At 71.2% G+C, this 20,471-nt stretch carries 15 protein-coding genes; 10 read left to right on the top strand and 5 right to left on the bottom strand.

The features are described 5' to 3' along the window. Nucleotides 1-68 precede the first annotated feature (68 nt). The gene (gene mutM / locus ABZ434_RS15555; protein WP_359135819.1) at nucleotides 69-923 is read left to right on the top strand and encodes a bifunctional DNA-formamidopyrimidine glycosylase/DNA-(apurinic or apyrimidinic site) lyase; all 855 of its coding nucleotides are present in this window, start codon (nucleotides 69-71) and stop codon (nucleotides 921-923) included. A gap of 4 nt (nucleotides 924-927) precedes the next feature. On the opposite strand, the gene ABZ434_RS15550 is transcribed toward mutM, so the two are convergent. Next, the gene (locus ABZ434_RS15550) at nucleotides 928-1,347 is read right to left on the bottom strand and encodes a helix-turn-helix domain-containing protein (protein ID WP_359135817.1); all 420 of its coding nucleotides are present in this window, start codon (nucleotides 1,345-1,347) and stop codon (nucleotides 928-930) included. Between the two features lie 130 nt (nucleotides 1,348-1,477). Further along, complete coding sequence (locus tag ABZ434_RS15545) at nucleotides 1,478-2,461, bottom strand: CAP domain-containing protein (RefSeq protein WP_359135815.1); 984 nt, start codon at nucleotides 2,459-2,461, stop codon at nucleotides 1,478-1,480. Nucleotides 2,462-2,605: 144 nt separating this feature from the next. Here ABZ434_RS15545 and ABZ434_RS15540 point away from each other — a divergent pair, with 144 nt between their 5' ends. The 4 genes from ABZ434_RS15540 to ABZ434_RS15525 all read left to right on the top strand — a co-directional run bounded on the left by ABZ434_RS15540 (nucleotide 2,606) and on the right by ABZ434_RS15525 (nucleotide 9,293). Beyond that, nucleotides 2,606-2,887: an acylphosphatase gene (locus ABZ434_RS15540; RefSeq protein ID WP_359135814.1), complete on the top strand. Its 282-nt coding sequence runs from the start codon at nucleotides 2,606-2,608 to the stop codon at nucleotides 2,885-2,887. 439 nt (nucleotides 2,888-3,326) lie between these two features. Further along, nucleotides 3,327-3,539, top strand: a complete 213-nt coding sequence (locus ABZ434_RS15535) for a hypothetical protein (protein ID WP_018551753.1) — start codon at nucleotides 3,327-3,329, stop codon at nucleotides 3,537-3,539. A 349-nt stretch (nucleotides 3,540-3,888) separates the two neighbouring features. Further along, a complete protein-coding gene (locus ABZ434_RS15530) occupies nucleotides 3,889-7,665 on the top strand; it encodes an AAA family ATPase (RefSeq protein WP_359135811.1) in 3,777 nt (1,258 codons plus the stop codon). Nucleotides 7,666-7,874: 209 nt separating this feature from the next. Further along, nucleotides 7,875-9,293, top strand: coding sequence for a sugar porter family MFS transporter (locus ABZ434_RS15525; RefSeq protein ID WP_359135809.1), 1,419 nt, complete (start codon nucleotides 7,875-7,877; stop codon nucleotides 9,291-9,293). A gap of 70 nt (nucleotides 9,294-9,363) precedes the next feature. On the opposite strand, the gene ABZ434_RS15520 is transcribed toward ABZ434_RS15525, so the two are convergent. Both ABZ434_RS15520 and ABZ434_RS15515 read right to left on the bottom strand, forming a co-directional pair. Beyond that, nucleotides 9,364-10,329: an LLM class flavin-dependent oxidoreductase gene (locus ABZ434_RS15520; protein ID WP_359135807.1), complete on the bottom strand. Its 966-nt coding sequence runs from the start codon at nucleotides 10,327-10,329 to the stop codon at nucleotides 9,364-9,366. Between the two features lie 63 nt (nucleotides 10,330-10,392). Then, nucleotides 10,393-11,790: a cytosine permease gene (locus tag ABZ434_RS15515; protein ID WP_359135805.1), complete on the bottom strand. Its 1,398-nt coding sequence runs from the start codon at nucleotides 11,788-11,790 to the stop codon at nucleotides 10,393-10,395. Nucleotides 11,791-11,981: 191 nt separating this feature from the next. Between ABZ434_RS15515 and ftsY the strand changes: the two genes are divergently transcribed. Then, nucleotides 11,982-13,178, top strand: a complete 1,197-nt coding sequence (gene ftsY, locus ABZ434_RS15510) for a signal recognition particle-docking protein FtsY (protein ID WP_359135803.1) — start codon at nucleotides 11,982-11,984, stop codon at nucleotides 13,176-13,178. Nucleotides 13,179-13,241: 63 nt separating this feature from the next. On the opposite strand, the gene ABZ434_RS15505 is transcribed toward ftsY, so the two are convergent. Further along, on the bottom strand, nucleotides 13,242-13,901 hold the full coding sequence (locus ABZ434_RS15505) for a bifunctional DNA primase/polymerase (protein WP_359135801.1): 660 nt from the start codon (nucleotides 13,899-13,901) through the stop codon (nucleotides 13,242-13,244). A 422-nt stretch (nucleotides 13,902-14,323) separates the two neighbouring features. Here ABZ434_RS15505 and ABZ434_RS15500 point away from each other — a divergent pair, with 422 nt between their 5' ends. The 4 genes from ABZ434_RS15500 to ABZ434_RS15485 all read left to right on the top strand — a co-directional run bounded on the left by ABZ434_RS15500 (nucleotide 14,324) and on the right by ABZ434_RS15485 (nucleotide 20,340). Next, nucleotides 14,324-15,799, top strand: a complete 1,476-nt coding sequence (locus ABZ434_RS15500) for a hypothetical protein (RefSeq protein WP_359135799.1) — start codon at nucleotides 14,324-14,326, stop codon at nucleotides 15,797-15,799. Between the two features lie 368 nt (nucleotides 15,800-16,167). Then, complete coding sequence (locus tag ABZ434_RS15495; protein ID WP_359135797.1) at nucleotides 16,168-17,520, top strand: ammonium transporter; 1,353 nt, start codon at nucleotides 16,168-16,170, stop codon at nucleotides 17,518-17,520. Beyond that, nucleotides 17,517-17,855, top strand: a complete 339-nt coding sequence (locus ABZ434_RS15490) for a P-II family nitrogen regulator (RefSeq protein ID WP_136330688.1) — start codon at nucleotides 17,517-17,519, stop codon at nucleotides 17,853-17,855. Before ABZ434_RS15495 ends, ABZ434_RS15490 begins: the two co-directional genes overlap by 4 nt. A gap of 31 nt (nucleotides 17,856-17,886) precedes the next feature. Beyond that, complete coding sequence (locus ABZ434_RS15485) at nucleotides 17,887-20,340, top strand: [protein-PII] uridylyltransferase (RefSeq protein ID WP_359135794.1); 2,454 nt, start codon at nucleotides 17,887-17,889, stop codon at nucleotides 20,338-20,340. Nucleotides 20,341-20,471 lie beyond the last annotated feature (131 nt).

Genomic DNA, 20,471 nt, shown 5'->3' with positions numbered 1-20,471 from the left:
CCAGCGCACCGGGGGGTTCTCTCTGTCCGCAAGCAGATCCAGCCACCGATTGATTCAGGAGCGACACCGTGCCCGAGCTGCCCGAGGTCGAAGTCGTCCGGCGCGGGCTCGAGCGCTGGGTCGCCGGGCGCACCGTCGGCGAGGTCGAGGTCCTGCACCCGCGCGCGGTCCGCCGGCACCTCGCGGGCGGCGCGGACTTCGCGGCCCGGCTCGGCGGTGTCCGCCTGGGCACGGCCATGCGCCGGGGCAAGTACCTGTGGGTGCCGCTCGACGACGCGGCCACCTCGATGCTCGGCCACCTCGGCATGAGCGGTCAGCTGCTCGTACAGCCCGAGGGGACACCCGACGAGAAGCATCTGCGGATCAGGATCCGCTTCGACGACACCGTGGGCACCGAACTGCGCTTCGTCGACCAGCGCACCTTCGGCGGGCTCTCCCTCCACGAGAACACCGGCGAGGGGCTGCCCGACATCATCGCCCACATCGCACGCGACCCACTGGACCCGGCCTTCGACGACGCCGCGTTCCACACCGCGCTGCGACTTCGCCGAACGACGGTCAAGCGCGCTCTGCTCGACCAGTCACTGATCAGCGGCGTCGGCAACATCTACGCGGACGAGGCGCTCTGGCGCGCCAAGCTGCACTACGACCGGCCGACGGCAACCCTCACCCGCCCCAGGTCGGCCGAGCTGCTCGGCCATGTCCGCGACGTGATGAACGCGGCGCTCGCGCAGGGCGGCACGAGCTTCGACAGCCTCTACGTGAACGTGAACGGCGAGTCGGGCTACTTCGACCGCTCGCTCGATGCCTACGGGCGCGAGGACGAGCCCTGCCATCGCTGCGGTACGCCGATGCGGCGCCGCGCCTGGATGAACCGGTCGAGCTACTTCTGCCCCCGCTGCCAGCGGCCGCCGCGCCCGTAGAGCCTCAGACGCGGTCTGCGTGGGCCCCGTCGTACTGGGCGCGTGCCGTGAGGACCTCGGGCATCCGGCCCTCGACGAGCTGAATGAGGCCGAGCAGTTGCCCGGCGACCTGCCGCCCGAGGGGCGTGAGCTCGTAGTCGACGCGTGGCGGATTGACCGGCTGCGCCTCGCGGTGCACCAGTCCGTCGCGCTCCAGCGCATGCAGCGTCTGGGAGAGCATCTTCTCGCTCACCCCGTCGACCCGGCGCCGCAACGCGTTGAACCTGAGGCTGCTCTCGTACAGCGCGCCGAGCGTCAGACTGCCCCAGCGCCCGGTGACGTGCTCCAGGGTGCCGCGCGAGGGGCACTTCCGGGAGAACACGTCGAAGGGGAGGGTGCCGTCCGGGCCGCACTCGCCCGGTGCGCTGCTGCCGGTCTCTTCCATGAAAACCAGCGTACGCCCGCACAGCGCTTTCCACGGGGTTGCGCAATCCGTGGGTGAGCGAGTGGGGCGTACGAGGCCGGAGCGGGTGGTGATGCGGGACGAGGCGCTGTTCAGGAGCGTCCCGGGAGTCTCAGAAGCCGAAGTCCTGCGTCCACCACGGGCCGCCGGATCCGAAGTGGACACCGACGCCGAGCGTCTTGTAGTCGCAGTTGAGAATGTTTGCGCGGTGGCCGTCGCTGTTCATCCAGGCCTCCATCACGGCCTCGGCGTCGGCCTGGCCGCGGGCGATGTTCTCACCGCCGAGACCCGAGACGCCGGCCTTGGAAGCGCGGTCCCACGGGGACTGTCCGTCCGGGTCGGTGTGGTCGAAGAATCCGCGGGCCGCCATGTCGTCACTGAAGTTCTGGGCGAGCGAGGCCAGTGAGGAACTCGCGGTCACCGGACTGCAGCCGACCTTGGCGCGCTCCTGGTTGACCAGGGCGAGCACCGCGGCCTGGGCCGAGGTGGCGGCGGCCGGCGCGGTGGTCTTGCGGGCGGCCGGTGCGGAGGACGAAGCCTTGGTCGTCGGCTTGGCGGGGCTCGACGTGGAAGCAGTCGGTGCCGAGCTCTTCACGGGTGCGGCCGGGGCCTTCGTCGGGGCGGCGGAGCGCCGCGCCTGCTCCGTGGCCGTGGCCGCTGCCTCCTTCGTCCTCGTCTTCGCCTTCGTCGGCGCGGACGTCCGGGAGGGCGACGCGGACGGTGTGCCGGCCTCGGGGGAGCCCGACTTCGCGGGCGCCTTGGCGCGTCCGGTGCCGCGGTCGGCCGCGGTGGACGCGGACTCGCGGTCTGCCGGGGCGGTCGTGGAGCCGCCCTGCGTCAGCAGGTCCGGGGCTCCCTCGGAGCGCACGTGGTCGGCGGCGGGGCCGCCACTCACGTTGTAGTTGTCGCCGCCGGGCAGCAGTCCGGAGGCCACCGCCACGGCGCCCACGGCCAAGGCCGCGGAGACACCGAGCAGTCCCGTACGTACCGGTATGCCGGACCGCTTCCTGCGGTGCGCGTCTCGGGTCCGGCCTGCGGTTCCCTCCGCGTGCTGTTCAGCGGCGGGAGCTGCGGCGGAGCGTCGGTGGCGTCCCATCTGCTGTGCCCTTCTGACGATCTGGACGCCGTTGTCGGCGCACCCTGGCTCACCCGATCGAGTGAAGCTATTGCGAGGGGACTGTACGCCATGACGAATCGCCGAGAAGTGCTCCGAGAGCAATTGGCCGGTTAGCGTTCGGGCATGAACGAAGATGTACGGCTCACCGCTTGGGTACGCGGTCGAGTACAGCAAGTAGGGTTCCGCTGGTTTACCAGGGCAAACGCTTTGGAGATCGGCGGCCTCGCCGGATTCGCCCTCAATCTCGACGACGGCAGAGTGCAGGTTGTGGCCGAAGGGGGGCGTGAGAATTGCCACCGTCTGCTGGATTGGCTGCGCTCGGACGACACACCCGGGCGCGTTGACGGGGTCACTGAGATCTGGGACACGCCGCGGGGCGGATACGAGGGATTCGCGATCCGCTGAGGCGACCTCCGGGCGGGGGAGGAACACGGCTTGTGTTCGGGCCGTGTTCGAGGCGCGCCGGGGGGTGACGGCGACGGGTGCGGTCATGCGTACACATGAAATGACCTGCGGAATGACCCGATGGTTGCCAAGATTCGGTTGCCGTGCCAGGCTGCGGCAGTAAGGATGATCTCCGTGCCCCTGAGGGCCCCGCTGGAGAGTCGCGCCGCATGATCGTCAAGCCGCGCGCCCCCGGGACGCCCGCCTCTACAGGGTGTGATCGTGTTGACCGTCAAACTTTTTGGTGAGACGCTGAAATCCCCGCGCACCTTAGCTGTTCGGCAGAGCTGTTTGGCAGCAGAACAGCAGTGAGCACAGAGCACTGCCGAACACCGCGGGTGCGATTCCCTCACGACCCACACCGCATCGGTCGGTCACTCAGTGTGGAGGACCATCCATCATGGCAAAGGCGCTTCTCGGTTACGTCGGCGGTTCCGATCCGCGACTCCTCGCCGAGATGCGACGGCTTCAGCAGCGCGTCCAAGATCTTGAGTCCGAGCTCGTACGGATTCAGGACGAGAACGACGCGCTCAATGCCGCCGCCCAGCACCAAGAGTCGCTGCTCGACAGCATCGACATCGACGTACCTCAGGCGGAGCCGGCGCTGACCTGACCGATGGCCCCCAGGGGCCGGTCGGGCTGCACGCGTCAGCCGCACGGGACCATCGCCGGATCGTCACCGGATCATTGAAGATCAATTGCTCTTGATCTGCCTCATCATGTGCCTCGTCACTGATCCGGGCACGCGCGCCTTCATGGAGGCCGACGGATCTGCTGATGTGGCACTGCACCGGATCCGGCAGCACTGCACAAGATTTGCAAGGGACGCTTCGGCGTCCCTTCTTTCTTTTCCCCTCCGGACTGCGCCCGCCCCGCCCCGGACGTACACCCCTTCCCTTACCGTCTGATGTGCCCTGCACCTTCATCAGCGAAACCGAGAGTGAAAGGTAGAGTCCGGCGGCGTGCACCTCAAGGCCCTGACCCTGCGTGGTTTCAAATCGTTCGCCTCCGCCACCACCCTGCGGTTCGAACCCGGGATCACGTGTGTGGTCGGCCCGAATGGCTCGGGCAAGTCCAATGTGGTGGACGCGCTCTCCTGGGTCATGGGGGAGCAGGGGGCCAAATCCCTGCGCGGCGGCAAGATGGAGGATGTCATCTTCGCCGGCACCACCGGGCGGCCGCCGCTCGGCCGGGCGGAAGTATCGCTGACCATCGACAATTCCGATGGTGCACTGCCCATCGAGTACGCCGAAGTGACGATCACTCGGATCATGTTCCGCAACGGCGGCAGCGAATACCAGATCAATGGCGACACCTGCCGGCTGCTGGACATCCAGGAACTCCTTTCGGACTCCGGAATCGGCCGTGAGATGCACGTCATCGTCGGCCAGGGCCAGCTGGATTCCGTGCTCCACGCGGACCCCATGGGGCGCCGCGCCTTCATCGAAGAGGCCGCGGGTGTCCTCAAACACCGCAAGCGCAAGGAGAAGGCGCTGCGGAAGCTGGACGCGATGGGGGCGAACCTGGCCCGTGTACAGGACCTCACCGACGAACTGCGGCGGCAGCTGAAACCACTCGGCCGGCAGGCCGCGGTGGCCCGCCGGGCCGCCGTCATCCAGGCCGATCTGCGCGATGCCCGGCTGCGTCTCCTCGCCGACGACCTGGTGCGCCTGCACACCGCGCTGCGCAGCGAGATCGCGGACGAGGCCGCGCTGAAGCAGCGCCGCGAGGCGGCGGAGACGGAACTGAAGGCCGCCCTCGCGCGCGAGGCCGAACTGGAGGGCGAGGTACGGCGGCTGGCGCCCCGGCTTCAGCGCGCCCAGCAGACCTGGTACGAACTGTCGCAGTTGGCGGAACGCGTACGCGGAACCGTCTCGCTCGCCGACGCCCGGGTGACGAGCGCCACCGCGCCGCCCGAGGAGGAGCGGCGCGGCCGCGATCCCGAGGACATGGAGCGCGAGGCCGCCCGGATTCGCGAGCAGGAGGCGGAACTGACCGCAGCGCTGGAGGCGGCGGAGCACGCGCTGGAGGACACCGCGTCCCACCGGGCCGGACTGGAACGGGACCTCGCGGCCGAGGAACGCAGGCTCAAGGACGCGGCCCGCGCGCTCGCGGACCGCCGCGAAGGGCTCGCCCGGCTGAACGGACAGGTCAACGCGGCCCGCGGCCGGGCAGGTTCGGCGCAGTCGGAGATCGACCGGCTGGCCGCCTCGCGCGACGAGGCACGGGAGCGGGCGGATCGGGCCCAGGAGGAGTACGAGCAGCTGAAGTCCGAGGTCGACGGACTGGACGCCGGGGACACGGAGCTCGGCGAACGGCACGAGGCCGCCCGGGGCGCACTGAGGGAGGCGGAGGGGGCTCTCTCCGCGGCCAGGGAGGACCTCACCACCGCCGAACGCGAGCGCGCCGCGGTCGCGGCCCGCCATGACGCGCTGGCCCTCGGGCTGCGCCGCAAGGACGGTACGGGTGCGCTGCTCGACGCCCGGGACCGGCTGGCCGGTCTTCTCGGGCCGGCCGCCGAACTGCTCACGGTGGCCCCGGGACACGAGATCGCGGTGGCCGCGGCGCTGGGCGCGGCGGCGGACGCGGTGGCGGTGACGGACGCGGCCACGGCGGCGGAGGCGATCCGGCTGCTCCGCAAGCAGGACGCGGGGCGTGCCTCGCTCCTGCTCGGCGGCGGTGGGGGCCGGAGCGCGGGCGGCGCCGCTCCGGGCGGATCCGATGCCACGGGCCATGTACCCGGTCAGGGTGCGCAGGCCCACCCGGCGCCACCGACCGGCGGCGCGCACGTCCCGGGGCAGGGCGCCGAACCCGCACAGCGGGCCACGGAGCCCACCGCGTCTCCCACCTTCCCGGGCCCGGCCGAAGCCGAAGCCGAAGCCGAGCCCGTCGAGAAGATGACCGCTCTCGCCCTCGCCGGCGGCGGGGGCGCTCCCGCCGTCGCCGATCTCGTCAGCGGCCCCGTAGGACTGATGGGCGCGGTCCGCAGGCTGGTGCGGCACATGGTGGTCGTGGGAACGCTGGAGGATGCGGAGGATCTGGTCGCCGCCCACCCGGAGCTGACGGCGGTGACCGGTGAGGGGGACGTGCTCTCCGCCCACTTCGCGCACGGCGGCTCGCCGGGGGCGCCCAGCCTCCTGGAGGTCCGGGCGTCCGTGGACGAGGCGGCGGCCGAGCTGGCCGAGCTCGCCGTGCGATGCGCGGAGCTGGCCGGGACGCAGCGGAGCGCGGTCCAGCGGCGGGCAGACTGCGCGGCGCTCGTCGAGGAGTTGGGGGAGCGCCGCCGGGCGGCGGAGCGGGAGAAGTCCGGGGTGGCCCAGCAGCTCGGCCGCCTGGCCGGCCAGGCACGCGGGGCTGCCGGGGAGGCCGAACGGATGACCGCCTCCGCCGCCCGCGCCCAGGAGGCCCTGGAGCGGGCGACCGAGGAGGCCGAGGAGCTGGCCGAGCGGCTGCTGGTGGCCGAGGAGGCCGCGCAGGACGGTGCGGACGACGAGCCGGACACCGCTGTGCGCGACCGGCTCGCCGCCGACGGGGCCAACGCCCGGCAGACCGAGATGGAGGCCCGGCTCCAGGTCCGTACGCACGAGGAACGGGTCAAAGCCCTTGCCGGCCGCGCCGACTCCCTGGACCGGGGCGCCCGCGCCGAACGCGAGGCCCGCGCCCGCGTCGAGCAGCGCCGTGCCCGGCTGCGTCACGAGGCCGCGGTGGCATCGGCCGTCGCCTCCGGCGCCCGTCAGCTGCTCGCGCACGTCGAGGTGTCCGTCGTGCGGGCGCAGGAGGAGCGCGCCGCCGCCGAGGCGTCCAAGGCCGAGCGGGAGCGGGAGCTCGCAGCCGAACGCCACCGGGGCCGCGAGCTCAAGGGCGAGCTCGACAAGCTGACGGACTCGGTCCACCGGGGAGAGGTTCTCGGCGCCGAGAAGCGGCTGCGCATAGAGCAGCTGGAGGCGAAGGCCCTGGAGGAACTGGGCGTGGAGCCGGCCGGTCTGGCGGCCGAGTACGGCCCCGACCAGCTCGTCCCGCCGTCCCCCGCTGCCGAGGGGGAGGAACTGCCGGAGGACCCGGAGCACCCGCGGAACCAGCCGAAGCCCTTCGTCCGGGCCGAACAGGAGAAGCGGCTGAAATCGGCCGAACGGGCGTATCAGCAACTCGGGAAGGTGAATCCGCTCGCTCTGGAGGAGTTCTCGGCGCTGGAGGAGCGGCACAAGTTCCTCTCCGAGCAGCTGGAGGACCTGAAGAAGACCCGGGCCGATCTGATGCAGGTCATCAAGGAGGTCGACGAGCGGGTCGAGCAGGTCTTCACCGAGGCGTACCGGGACACGGCCAGGGAGTTCGAGGGTGTCTTCTCGCGCCTCTTCCCCGGCGGTGAGGGGCGGCTCATCCTGACCGATCCGAACAACATGCTGGCGACCGGTGTGGACGTCGAGGCCAGGCCGCCGGGCAAGAAGGTCAAGCGGCTCTCCCTGCTGTCAGGCGGGGAAAGGTCCCTGACGGCGGTGGCGTTGCTGGTCTCGATCTTCAAGGCCAGGCCGAGCCCGTTCTATGTGATGGACGAGGTCGAGGCGGCGCTCGACGACACCAACCTGCAGCGGCTGATCCGGATCATGGAGGAGCTCCAGGAGAGCTCCCAGCTCATCGTGATCACGCACCAGAAGCGGACGATGGAGGTCGCCGACGCGCTGTACGGCGTCTCGATGCAGGGCGACGGCGTGTCCAAGGTGATCAGTCAGCGACTGCGCTGAGCCTTCACGGAATCTTCAAGACTTCAAAGTAAGCCTTCGCGAGTTCCCGGGTACCCGTCTGGCTGGACCCCACTGTTGACTTCATAACTTGAACGCATAGTCTCTGCAACGTCGTTTCTGTCTTCAAGTGGTGGCAGAGCGGAAGTTATGCGCCACTTAAAGAGCTCACCCCCCATGCCTGACGTTGCGGCCAGGCCCCAGGAGTTCATGTGACCAGCACATCGCAGGGACCGGAGTCCGGAGCCCGGGCGGCTCATCCGGACCACATCGGCCATGTCATCTTCATCACCGCCGCGGCCGCCATGGGTGGCTTCCTCTTCGGCTACGACAGCTCCGTGATCAACGGTGCCGTCGAAGCGATCCGCAGCCGGTACGACATCGGCTCCGGCACGCTCGCCCAGGTCATCGCCATCGCCCTGATCGGCTGCGCGATCGGCGCGGCCACGGCCGGCCGCATCGCCGACCGCATCGGCCGTATCCGCTGCATGCAGATCGCCTCGGTGCTCTTCACCATCAGCGCCGTGGGCTCCGCGCTCCCGTTCGCGCTCTGGGACCTGGCGATGTGGCGCATCATCGGCGGCTTCGCCATCGGCATGGCGTCGGTGATCGGCCCGGCGTACATCGCAGAGGTCTCCCCGCCCGCCTACCGCGGACGCCTCGGCTCCTTCCAGCAGGCAGCGATCGTCATCGGCATCGCCATCTCCCAGCTGGTCAACTACGGCATCCTGCAGATCGCCGACGGTGACCAGCGCGGCAAGATCGGCGGGATCGAAGCCTGGCAGTGGATGCTCGGCGTGATGGTCGTGCCCGCAGTGCTCTACGGACTCCTCTCGTTCGCGATCCCCGAGTCCCCGCGCTTCTTGATCTCCGTGGGCAAGAAGGACCGGGCCCGGCAGATCCTCGAAGAGGTCGAGGGCAAGAACATCGACCTCGACGCCCGGGTCGCCGAGATCGAGACCGCGATGCACCGCGAGCACAAGTCGAGCTTCAGGGACCTGCTCGGCAGCCGCTTCGGCTTCCTGCCCATCGTCTGGGTCGGCATCGGCCTGTCGGTGTTCCAGCAGCTCGTCGGTATCAACGTGGCGTTCTACTACTCGGCGACGCTGTGGCAGTCGGTCGGCATCGACCCGACCGACTCGTTCTTCTACTCCTTCACGACCTCGATCATCAACATCATCGGTACGGTGATCGCGATGGTCCTGGTGGACCGGGTGGGCCGTCGCCCGCTGGCCCTCGTCGGTTCCTGCGGTATGGCCGTCGCCCTCGCCTTCGAGGCCTGGGCCTTCTCCGCCGACCTGGTCGACGGAAAACTCCCCACCACCCAGGGCGTGGTCGCACTCGTCGCCGCCCACGTCTTCGTGCTCTTCTTCGCCCTCTCGTGGGGCGTCGTGGTCTGGGTCTTCCTCGGCGAGATGTTCCCGAACCGGATCCGCGCCGCCGCACTCGGCGTCGCCGCGTCCGCGCAGTGGATCGCCAACTGGGCGATCACCGCGAGCTTCCCGAGCCTGGCCGACTGGAACCTGTCCGGCACGTACATCATCTACGCCTGCTTCGCCACGCTCTCGATCCCCTTCGTCATCAAGTTCGTGAAGGAGACCAAGGGCAAGGCGCTGGAGGAGATGGGTTAATCCCCGCTGCCCGTCTCCTCGAAGACGTACGGCCCCGTCCCGCGCCCGCGGGACGGGGCCGTACGCACGTTCACCCCCCGATCGCCCCGCAGTACAGCCGTAGGCTGCGCCACCCCTCCTCGACCGGCATGCCGCCGCACAGGGGGTGCAGCACCAGACTGTCGAGCTCCCCGGCCAGAGCGGCGCACTCCTGCGGTGTGACGATCCGGTAGACGCCCTCGTCCCGGAGCTCCGCCACGGTCGTCGCCGCCGAGCGGACGGCCGAACGGATGTCCTTGGACTGCCAGGAGGCGTATGTACGCGCCTCGTGCAGGAAGTGCTCGCCGTACTCGGCCCAGGTCCGGTCGGGGTCCTCGGACACGTGCAGCAGCGGCGTCTCGGCCGCGGGCATCATGCAGAAGCCCTCCGTACCGTGCTCCGCACGCTGCTCGTGGTAGTACGCCTCCAGCTCCGGCAGATGCGCGCTCGGGAACAGCGGCAGCCCCAGCCGGGCCGCCCGCCGCGCCGCCGCCCGTGAGCTGCCGCCCACCAGCAGCAGCGGATGCGGGCGGGTGTACGGCCGAGGGGTGACCGTGACCGTACGGCCGCGGAACTCGAAGGGCTCCCCGGTCCATGCCTGCAGCAGCGTCTCCAGCACCTCGTCCTGGAGCCGGCCCCGCCTGCCCCACTCGACGCCTGCCCGCTCGTACTCCTCGGGCCGGTAGCCGATCCCCGCGACCGTGACCAGCCGGCCCGCACTCAGCAGATCGAGCACCGCGATGTCCTCGGCCAGCCGCAGCGGGTCGTGCAGCGGCCCGATGACCGCGGAGACCGTGACCGCGATCCGGCGGGTGGCGCCGAAGACGGCCCCGGCGAGGACGAAGGGGGACGGCAGCCAGGAGTTGGCGGCCCCGTGGTGCTCCTCGGTCTGCACCGTGTCGACGCCGTGCTCGTCGGCGTACGCGGCCATGTCCAGCGCCGCGCGGTAACGGGCCGAGAGCGGCCCCGGGGTGGCGTCGGGGTCGACGAGGTTGAAACGGACGACGGTGAAGGCCATGACGCTGTCCCCCTGGGTCCTGCCGGGCGGGCTGGGCGAGGCCGGACCTTAGCTGACGTAGCGTCAGAAGTGTAGGGGTGCGGTCCGGCGCCTTGCCGGGGGCCGCGGCAGTACCGCGTACAGACCGCCCGAGACGAGGACCGTGACCGCCCAGCCGAGCCCGTTGCGCCCCGTCCAGGTCGTCGCGAGCGGACCGGAGAACCACTCCACGCCCGTGAACAGCAGCCCCACCACCAGGCCCACCGCCCAGGCCCCCACCGCGGTCCACGCGAAACCGCCCGCGTACCAGTAGGCCCCGGCGGGCGTGGTGTCCATGAGTGCCACCGGGTCGTAGGCGCGGCCCCGCAGCTGATCCACGCCGAAGACGCCGATCCATGCCGAGAACGTCACCGCGAGCAGATTCAGGAAGGAGACGAACGAGTCGACGAAACTGCTCGCCACGAGCATCAGCAACGATCCCAGGAACAGACTGATCGCCGCGTTCACGCCGACGGCCCAGGTGCGCGGGATCGTGAACCCCAGGGTCTGGGCGGTGAATCCGGCCGAATACATCGACATGGCGTTGATCAGCACCATGCCGAGCACCGCGACGGCCAGATACGGAACCGAGATCCAGTCGGGCAGCAGCACCCCGATGAACGAGACCGGGTCACGGGTGACGGCGAGCCCCGGGGTGCCGACCGCCATCACCGCCCCCATCAGCACCATCGGCAGGAACACGATCCCCGCGCCTCCCACGGTCGCCGCGACCATCGCCCGCCCGGACGAGGAGCGAGGCAGATAGCGGGTGAAGTCCGGCCCGGTGGGCGCCCAGCTGATGCCACCCGCCGCCAGGGTGCCGATCCCCGCGATCATCGCCGACGTCGGACCGGCCGGCCGGTCCAGCACCGCCGGCCAGGCCGTCGCGCCCGCCAGGTGCACCAGGACCAGGACGCTGAACCCGCCGAAGAGGTACGCGGACCAGGTGCAGCACAGCCGCAGCGCCCGCATGCCCAGCCCCGACAGCGCGAAGCTGCTCGCGACGAACGCGAGCAGCGTCACCACGATCAGCGTCGAGGTGCTCCGGACCCCGAAGAGCAGGCCGAGTACGGCCAGCAGGGCGTACGCCCCGGTGACCGCGTTCACCGTCTCCCACCCCCAGCGGGCCACCCAGATCAGCGCACCGGGTGCCAGATTGCCCCGCTGGCCGAAGACGGCCCGGGAGAGCGCCATGCCGGGGGCACCGCCGCTGCGCCCCGCGACCGAGATCATTTCGACCATGCCGAACGACACGGCCGGAGCCGCGACCGCGACGACGAGCACCTGCCAGAGACTCAGCCCGTCGAAGACGACGAGCCCCGCACCGATGGTGAGGAGCAGCACGGTCATGTTGGCTGCCGCCCAGGTGGGGAACAGGGCCCGGACCCGGCCGGTGCGCTCGCTGTCGGGGACGGGGTCCAGCCCACGGGTCTCCACGGCCATGATCGTACCGTTACCGACATATGGCGCGTAATGCCCAGCGCATTCGGGGGCGCCGCGGGTCCGCCCGCGGGCAGAGGGCGTGCGGCTGGGGGGCGGTGACGTCACGGTTCAGGAGCTGGTGCACGTACTCGGCCCCCGCGGGACCCCGCATCCCTCGCTTGTCGCCGCACGTGACCGATACTGGGTGCGTTATGGAATTCGTCATCCTTGCTGTAGTCATCGCCCTGGTCGCGGTCGGCGTGATCAGCGGGCTCGTGGTCAGCAGCCGCAAGAAGAAGCAGCTGCCCCCGGCACCGTCGAGCACGCCGACCATCACTCCTCCCGCCGAGCCCCAAGTCGGCGAGGAGGCCGAGACGCCGCGCGACACCTCGCGCCGCACCATGGAGGAGGTCGGCCTTCCGCCCGCGGAGGCCCCGGAAACCGTCCAACCGGAGACGCCCGCGGCCCCCGCGCTGGACGTCCCCGAGCCCACCGCCGGCCGTCTCGTACGGCTGCGGGCCAGGCTCGCCCGCTCGCAGAGCTCCCTCGGCAAGGGGCTGCTCACGCTCCTGTCGCGGGACAACCTCGACGAGGACACCTGGGAGGAGATCGAGGACACCCTCCTCACCGCCGACGTCGGCGTCGCACCCACCCAGGAACTGGTCGAACGGCTCCGGGAGCGCGTCCGCGTCCTCGGTACCCGTACCCCCGACGAGCTGCGCAGGCTGCTGCGCGAGGAGCTCCTCGCGCTCCTCGGCACCGACTTCGACCGCGCGGTCAGGACGGAGGGCGGCGCCGAGACCCCCGGCGTCGTGATGGTCGTCGGCGTCAACGGCACCGGCAAGACCACCACCACCGGCAAGCTGGCCCGGGTGCTCGTGGCCGACGGCCGCAGCGTCGTCCTCGGCGCGGCCGACACCTTCCGTGCCGCCGCCGCCGATCAGCTCCAGACCTGGGGCGAGCGCGTCGGTGCCCGCACCGTGCGCGGCCCCGAGGGCGGCGACCCGGCGTCGATCGCCTACGACGCCGTGAAGGAGGGCATCGCGGAGGGCGCCGACGTCGTCCTCATTGACACGGCGGGACGGCTGCACACCAAGACCGGGCTGATGGACGAGCTCGGCAAGGTCAAGCGGGTCGTCGAGAAGCACGGACCGCTCGACGAGATCCTGCTCGTCCTCGACGCCACCACCGGCCAGAACGGCCTGGTCCAGGCGCGGGTGTTCGCCGAGGTCGTCGACATCACCGGCATCGTCCTCACCAAGCTCGACGGCACCGCCAAGGGCGGCATCGTCATCGCCGTCCAGCGCGAGCTGGGCGTGCCGGTGAAGCTGGTCGGTCTCGGCGAGGGGCCGGACGATCTGGCTCCGTTCGAGCCGGAGGCGTTCGTGGACGCCCTGATCGGGGACTGAACCCCCCACTGCAGCGAGGAGCCCGGCCGCACGGTGCGCGGCCGGGCTCCTCGCTGCAGCCGTTCAGCCGCAGGGGGCCAGCCGGTGGCAGATGTACGCCAGCGCGCCCAGCAGCAGCCGGGCCTCCGGGGGCGCCGCCGCAGTGTCCAGGGCCGGCGGACGCAGCCAGCGGACCGGGCCGAGGCCGCCCTGGTCCGACGGCGGCGCGGTGATGTGGGAGCCCGTGCCGAACGCCCGCAGGTCCAGGCCCGTGTCGTCCCAGCCCATCCGGTACAGCAGCCGCGGGAGCTCGGCGGCCGCGCCGGGCGCGACGAAGAACTGCGCCCGGCCGGCCGGGGTCACCGCCACCGGGCCCAGCGGCAGCCCCATGCGTTCCATCCGCACGAGGGCCCGCCGCCCCGCCTGCTCCGCGACGTCGAGCACATCGAAGCTGCGGCCGACCGGCAGCAGCATCGAGGCACCGGGGACCTCGGCCCACGCACGCGCCGCCGCCTCCAGCGTCGCCCCGGCGGGAACCTCCCGCGCGAAGTCCAGTGGATGCGCGCCGGGGGAGGGGCAACCCGGCGCTCCGCAGGAGCAGTTGCCGTCCGCGGCGCGCGCGCCGGGCACGACCGCCCAGCCCCACAGCCCCGTGTACTCGGCCACCGCGGTGCCCTCGGCCGCACGGCCGCGGCGCCGCGCGCCGGACCGCATCTCGCGGATACCGCCGATCGTGAAGCCCATGCCCCCTCCAACGGGTCCAACGCGCCGGTGGTTACGAAGCGGAAGTCCGATGTCACACTCCGTCGTACCTGGCGACCGGCGCGAGGGCGGGGTGCGCCCCGGGGGTGCGAGACCTTGCGCGCGCCCCTGAGTGCATCACTGCGCCCACCGCTGATCGCTCTCTGTCAAGTGAATCGCGCCCGGCCGCAGTGGCGTTCATTCGAAGGGGTGGCGAATGGTGGCGTTTCTGTAAACGCCCTCGCCGAGGGGTGATCGTAGGATTACCGTCGGTACACGAACCATGGAAGTATGTGCGCCCATGGGTATGCCGGAGGCAACCCGATTTTCTGTTCGATGGTGGGCAACCCGCATACGGACAGCATCGGTTCGCGGCATTCTGATAGAGGTTCGCGCGACAGTATTCGGCGGATGGGGGCGTTCCAGTGAGTGGCAGTGGCGCAGGCGATGCGAATGCCGGTAAGCGCCCCAACGGGCAATTGGGATCATGGTTCGTGCGCAGCGGCTGGTCGAAGGGCGAGCTCGCCCGGCAGGTGAACCGCAGGGCACGTCAGATGGGCGCCCACCACATCAGCACCGACACCTCACGGGTGCGGCGCTGGCTCGACGGTGAGCAGCCGCGCGAACCGATCCCGCGCATCCTGTCCGAGCTGTTCTCCGAGCGCTTCGGCTCCGTCGTCGCCGTCGAGGATCTGGGGCTGCGCGCCGCCCATCAGGCGCCCTCCGTGGCCGGTGTCGACCTGCCCTGGGCCGGACCTCAGACCGTCGCCCTGCTCAGCGAGTTCTCCCGCAGCGACCTGATGCTCGCCCGCCGCGGATTCCTCGGCAGCTCGCTCGCGCTCGCCGCCGGACCCGCCCTCATCGAACCCATGCAGCGCTGGCTGGTGCCCGTCGCCTCCGGCGGGTCCGTCGAGCCGGAGTCGGCCGATGCCGCCCGCCGCCCCTCCCGGCTCTCCGGCCCCGAACTCGACCTGTTGGAATCCACCACCGCGATGTTCCGCCAGTGGGACGCCCAGTGCGGCGGCGGACTGCGCCGCAAGGCCGTCGTCGGCCAGCTCCACGAGGTCACCGACCTGCTCCAGGAGCCGCAGCCGGCCGCCACCGCGAAGCGGCTGTTCCGCTGCGCCGCCGAACTGGCCGAACTGGCGGGCTGGATGAGCTACGACGTGGGCCTCCAGCCCACCGCCCAGAAGTACTTCGTGCTCGCCCTGCACGCCTCCAAGGAGGCCGGCGACAAGCCGCTGGGCTCGTACGTCCTGTCCAGCATGAGCCGCCAGATGATCCACCTCGGCCGCCCCGACGACGCGCTCGAGCTCATCCACCTCGCGCAGTACGGCAGCCGCGACTGCGCCACCCCGCGGACCCAGGCCATGCTGTATGCGATGGAGGCCCGCGCCTACGCCAACATGGGCCAGCCCAGCAAGTGCAAGCGGGCCGTCCGGATGGCCGAGGACACCTTCCTCGACGCGGGGATCGACGGCGAGCCCGAGCCCGACTGGATCCGTTTCTTCTCCGAGGCCGAGCTCAACGGCGAGAACTCCCACTCCTACCGTGACCTGGCCTATGTGGCCGGTCGCAGCCCCACATACGCCTCACTCGCCGAACCGGTCATGCAGAAGGCGGTCGAGCTCTTCGGCGAGGACGACGAGCACCAGCGGTCGTACGCGCTCAATCTGGTCGGCCTCGCCACCGTCCACCTCCTCAAGCGCGAACCCGAGCAGTCCACCGTGCTGGCCGAGAAGGCGTTGCGCGTCGCCAGGAAGGTCCGCTCGGAGCGGGTCAACACCCGGCTGCGCAAGACCGTCGACACCGCTGCCAGGGACTTCGGAGACATTCCCGAGGTCGCCCGGCTCACCGATCTTCTCACCGAACAACTGCCCGAGACCGCCGAAGCGGTCTGAGCAGCACCTCTACTCCGGCCACGACGGCCACCCCGCACCGACCGACTTCGGCTCCCCCGATTGCCTGGTCAGCGGGTGACCGTCGTGGCCGGTTCGTGTGGTCGTTCCCCTGCCGGAGCGTCGCAACCGCACCGTATGCGGCTCCGGCCGCAGAGTAGGCCCGAGCGTGGGTACGGCACGGGCGGTTCATGGGGACGTAACACGGCAGTCGTCTTAGTCACTGCGGCGAAACATCGTGTGGCATCGGCGGAAACGGCGCTGGGTGAATCTCATGGCGCATAACCAACCCGCACCTTTTCCCAGTGGTCCCGCACGTGGTTGTGCCCCCATCGCCCGCACGCGGCCGCACCGACGACGAGGAGACGCCGATGCCCCCAGGCATCACGACGCTTGCAGCAGACGCCCCGACGCTGTCTGCCGCCAACACCGGGTTCATGCTCATCTGCTCGGCCCTGGTGATGCTCATGACCCCGGCCCTGGCCTTCTTCTACGGAGGCATGGTCCGCGTCAAGAGCACCCTCAACATGCTGATGATGAGCTTCATCAGCCTCGGGATCGTCACGATCCTGTGGGTGCTCTACGGATTCAGCCTCGCCTTCGGCACCGACGCCGGCTCGATCATCGGATGGAGCCAGGACTTCGTCGGCCTCAGCGGGATCGGCGTCACGGAACTCTGGGACGGCTACACCATCCCGGTGTACGTCTTCGCCGTCTTCCAGCTGATGTTCGCCGTGCTCACCCCGGCCCTGATAAGCGGTGCCCTCGCCGACCGGGTCAAGTTCACCTCCTGGGCGCTCTTCATCACCCTCTGGGTCACCGTCGTCTACTTCCCGGTCGCGCACTGGGTCTGGGGCGCCGGCGGCTGGCTCTTCGAGCTGGGCGTCATCGACTTCGCCGGTGGTACGGCCGTCCACATCAACGCGGGTGCAGCGGCCCTCGGTGTGATCCTCGTCATCGGCAAGCGCGTCGGCTTCAAGAAGGACCCGATGCGGCCGCACAGCCTGCCGCTCGTCATGCTCGGCGCGGGCCTCCTGTGGTTCGGCTGGTTCGGCTTCAACGCCGGCTCGTGGCTCGGCAACGACGACGGTGTCGGCGCGGTCATGTTCGTCAACACGCAGGTCGCCACCGCCGCCGCGATGCTCGCCTGGCTCGGCTACGAGAAGCTCCGCCACGGCTCCTTCACCACCCTCGGTGCCGCCTCGGGCGCCGTCGCGGGACTCGTCGCCATCACCCCGGCGGGCGGCGCGGTCAGCCCGCTCGGAGCCATCGCAGTCGGCGCCATCGCCGGTGTGCTGTGCGCCATGGCCGTCGGCCTCAAGTACAAGTTCGGCTACGACGACTCCCTGGACGTCGTCGGCGTCCACCTCGTCGGCGGTGTCGCCGGATCCCTCCTCATCGGCTTCTTCGCCACCGGCGGCGTCCAGTCCGACGCCAAGGGCCTCTTCTACGGCGGTGGGTTCGACCAGCTCGGCAAGCAGGCCGTCGGTGTCTTCGCGGTCCTCGCGTACTCTCTGGTCGTCTCCGCGATCCTCGCCTTCCTGCTCGACAAGACGATCGGGATGCGGGTCGAGGAGGACGACGAGGTCTCCGGTATCGACCAGGTCGAGCACGCCGAGACCGCTTACGACTTCAGCGGTGCGGGCGGCGGCTCGTCCTCCCGCTCCACGCCCCCCGCGCCCGGCACCACGGCAGCCCCGACGAACAAGAAGGTGGACGCATGAAGCTCATCACCGCAGTCGTGAAGCCCCACCGGCTTGACGAGATCAAGGAGGCCCTCCAGGCCTTCGGCGTCCAGGGCCTCACGGTCACGGAAGCCAGCGGCTACGGGCGTCAGCGCGGCCACACCGAGGTCTACCGGGGCGCCGAGTACACCGTCGACCTCGTCCCCAAGATCCGCATCGAGGTCCTCGTCGAGGACGAGGACTCCGAACAGCTCATCGACGTCGTCGTGAAGGCCGCCCGGACCGGCAAGATCGGTGACGGCAAGGTCTGGAGCGTCCCGGTCGAGACCGCGATCCGGGTCCGTACCGGAGAACGCGGCCCGGACGCACTCTGACCGACTGTTCCGCACACGGAAAGGCAGCTGGGTGACGAGCACCGAAGTGACCACCGAATCCGAGGACTCGGGACCCAGCGGCTACGCGGCGGCCCGGCTGCGCCTTCTCCAGGAGAAGGCGCAGTCCGGGCCGCCGCGCCGTGCGGCCCTCGCCGCGCTCACCGACGAGTGGCTCACCGCCCTCTTCTCCGGCGCGGCCGAACACGCCGGCGTCCGGGGCGCCGCCCTCGTCGCCGTCGGCGGTTACGGCCGCGGCGAGCTCTCCCCGCGCAGCGACCTCGACCTCCTGCTCCTGCACGACGGCAGCGCCGACGCCGGAGCGGTCGCGGCCCTCGCCGACCGTGTCTGGTACCCCGTCTGGGACCTGGGCCTCGCCCTCGACCACTCCGTACGCACCCCTGCCGAGGCCCGGAAGACGGCCGGCGAGGACCTCAAGGTCCAGCTCGGCCTCCTGGACGCCCGGCCCGTCGCCGGGGACCTCGGGCTCGTCGCCTCGCTGCGCACCGCGATCCTCGCCGACTGGCGGAACCAGGCGCCCAAGCGCCTGCCCGCACTCGACGAGCTCTGCCGCGAACGGGCCGAGCGGCAGGGGGAGCTCCAGTTCCTCCTGGAACCCGACCTCAAGGAGGCCCGGGGCGGACTGCGTGACGCCACCGCCCTGCGCGCCGTCGCCGCCTCCTGGGTCGCCGACGCCCCCCGCGAAGGCCTCGCCGAGGCCCGCCGCGTCCTCCTCGACGCCCGTGACGCCCTCCACCTCACCACCGGCCGCGCCACCGACCGGCTCGCGCTCCAGGAACAGGACCAGGTCGCCGCCGCCCTCGGCCTCCTCGACGCCGACGCACTGCTGCGCCAGGTGTACGAGGCAGCCCGCACCGTCTCCTACGCCACCGACGTCACCTGGCGCGAGGTCAACCGGGTGCTGCGCGCCCGCTCGGTCCGCCCCAGGCTGCGCGCCATGCTGGGCGGTGGCCGGGCCCCGGCCACCGACCGGACCCCGCTCGCCGACGGTGTCGTCGAGGCCGACGGCGAGGTCGTCCTCGCCCGTACCGCCCGGCCCGAACGCGACCCGGTCCTCGTCCTGCGGGCCGCCGCCGCCGCGGCCCAGTCCGAACTCCCGCTCTCCCGCCACGTCGTACGCCACCTCGCCGGCGCCGCCAAACCGCTGCCGGTGCCCTGGCCGGCCGAGGCCCGGGAGGAACTCGTCACGCTCCTCGGTGCGGGCGAGGCCACCGTCCCCGTCTGGGAGGCGCTCGAAGCCGAGGGGCTCATCACCCGCCTCCTGCCCGACTGGGAGCGGGTCCACTGCCGGCCCCAGCGCAACCCCGTCCACACCTGGACCGTGGACCGCCACCTCGTCGAAGCGGCCGTGCGCGCCTCCTCCCTCACCCGTCGCGTCGGCCGCCCCGACCTCCTGCTCGTTGCCGCGCTGCTGCACGACATCGGCAAGGGCTGGCCCGGCGACCACTCCGTCGCCGGTGAGGTCATCGCCCGCGACATGGCCGCACGGATCGGCTTCGACCAGCACGACGTGGGCGTCATCGCCACGCTCGTACGCCACCATCTGCTGCTCATTGAGACCGCCACCCGCCGCGACCTCGACGACCCGGCCACCGTGCGCGCCGTCGCCACCGCCGTGGGGAGCACCGCCACGCTGGAGCTCCTGCACGCGCTCACCGAGGCCGACGCGCTCGCCACCGGGCCCGCCGCCTGGTCCACCTGGCGCGCCTCCCTCGTCTCCGACCTGGTCAGGCGCGTCGCGTCGGTCCTCGCCGGCGAGGAGCCCGAGGAACCCGCGCCCGAGGCGCCCGGCGCCGAGCAGGAGCGCCTGGCCATCGAGGCCCTGCGCACCGGCGAGCCGGTCCTGGCCCTGCACACCCAGCCCGAGGCCCCGCACGAGGACGGCGGCCCCGAGCCCGTCGGCGTCGAGCTCCTCATCGCCCTCCCCGACCGGCCCGGCGTGCTCCCCGCCGCCGCCGGGGTCCTCGCCCTGCACCGCCTCACCGTCCGGGCCGCCGACCTGCGGGCCGTGGAGCTCCCCACCGAACTGGGCGAGACCGCGGACCTGCTGCTGCTCAGCTGGCGGGTCGCGGCCGAGTACGGCTCCCTGCCCCAGGCGGCCCGGCTGCGCGCCGACCTCGTACGGGCCCTGGACGGCTCCCTGGACATCAGGGCCCGTCTCGCCGAGCGTGAGGCGGCCTACCCGCGGCGCCGTGGCGTGAAGGCCCCGCCGCCGAGGGTGACGGTCGCGGCGGCCGGCTCGCAGCTGGCCACGGTGATCGAGGTACGCGCCCAGGACGCTCCGGGGCTGCTGCACCGGATCGGCCGGGCTCTCGAACAGAGCGCGGTACGGGTGCGCAGCGCACACGTGTCGACGCTGGGGGCGAACGCGGTGGACACCGTCTACGTGACGGACGCCGAAGGCGAGCCGCTGTCCGCGGAGCGGGCCGCGGAGCTGGCCCGGGAGATCGAGAAGGCACTCGGCTGAACCCTGCGACCGCGTAAAGAGGCCCTCGTCCGTCACGAGAACCGGGCGAGGGCTTTGCGTTCTCCGGCGTCCGGATACCCTGGGGGACGACTACCTGACCCCGCCCCCGACCCTGAGGACCGACGAGCGCC

The organism is Streptomyces sp. NPDC005761 (assembly GCF_040630635.1).
GTDB lineage: Bacteria > Actinomycetota > Actinomycetes > Streptomycetales > Streptomycetaceae > Streptomyces.
This window is presented reverse-complemented; position numbering and strand designations above follow the sequence as displayed.

Bases quoted from the DNA above. Each gene is read 5' to 3' on its own strand.
- ABZ434_RS15505 (WP_359135801.1), bottom strand. From the start codon at position 13,901: ATGGGCTTCACGATCGGCGGTATCCGCGAGATGCGGTCCGGCGCGCGG.
- ABZ434_RS15545 (WP_359135815.1), bottom strand. From the start codon at position 2,461: ATGGGACGCCACCGACGCTCCGCCGCAGCTCCCGCCGCTGAACAGCAC.
- ABZ434_RS15540 (WP_359135814.1), top strand. From the start codon at position 2,606: ATGAACGAAGATGTACGGCTCACCGCTTGGGTACGCGGTCGAGTACAG.
- ABZ434_RS15490 (WP_136330688.1), top strand. From the start codon at position 17,517: ATGAAGCTCATCACCGCAGTCGTGAAGCCCCACCGGCTTGACGAGATC.
- ABZ434_RS15550 (WP_359135817.1), bottom strand. From the start codon at position 1,347: ATGGAAGAGACCGGCAGCAGCGCACCGGGCGAGTGCGGCCCGGACGGC.
- ABZ434_RS15520 (WP_359135807.1), bottom strand. From the start codon at position 10,329: ATGGCCTTCACCGTCGTCCGTTTCAACCTCGTCGACCCCGACGCCACC.
- ftsY (WP_359135803.1), top strand. From the start codon at position 11,982: ATGGAATTCGTCATCCTTGCTGTAGTCATCGCCCTGGTCGCGGTCGGC.
- ABZ434_RS15535 (WP_018551753.1), top strand. From the start codon at position 3,327: ATGGCAAAGGCGCTTCTCGGTTACGTCGGCGGTTCCGATCCGCGACTC.
- ABZ434_RS15495 (WP_359135797.1), top strand. From the start codon at position 16,168: ATGCCCCCAGGCATCACGACGCTTGCAGCAGACGCCCCGACGCTGTCT.
- ABZ434_RS15515 (WP_359135805.1), bottom strand. From the start codon at position 11,790: ATGGCCGTGGAGACCCGTGGGCTGGACCCCGTCCCCGACAGCGAGCGC.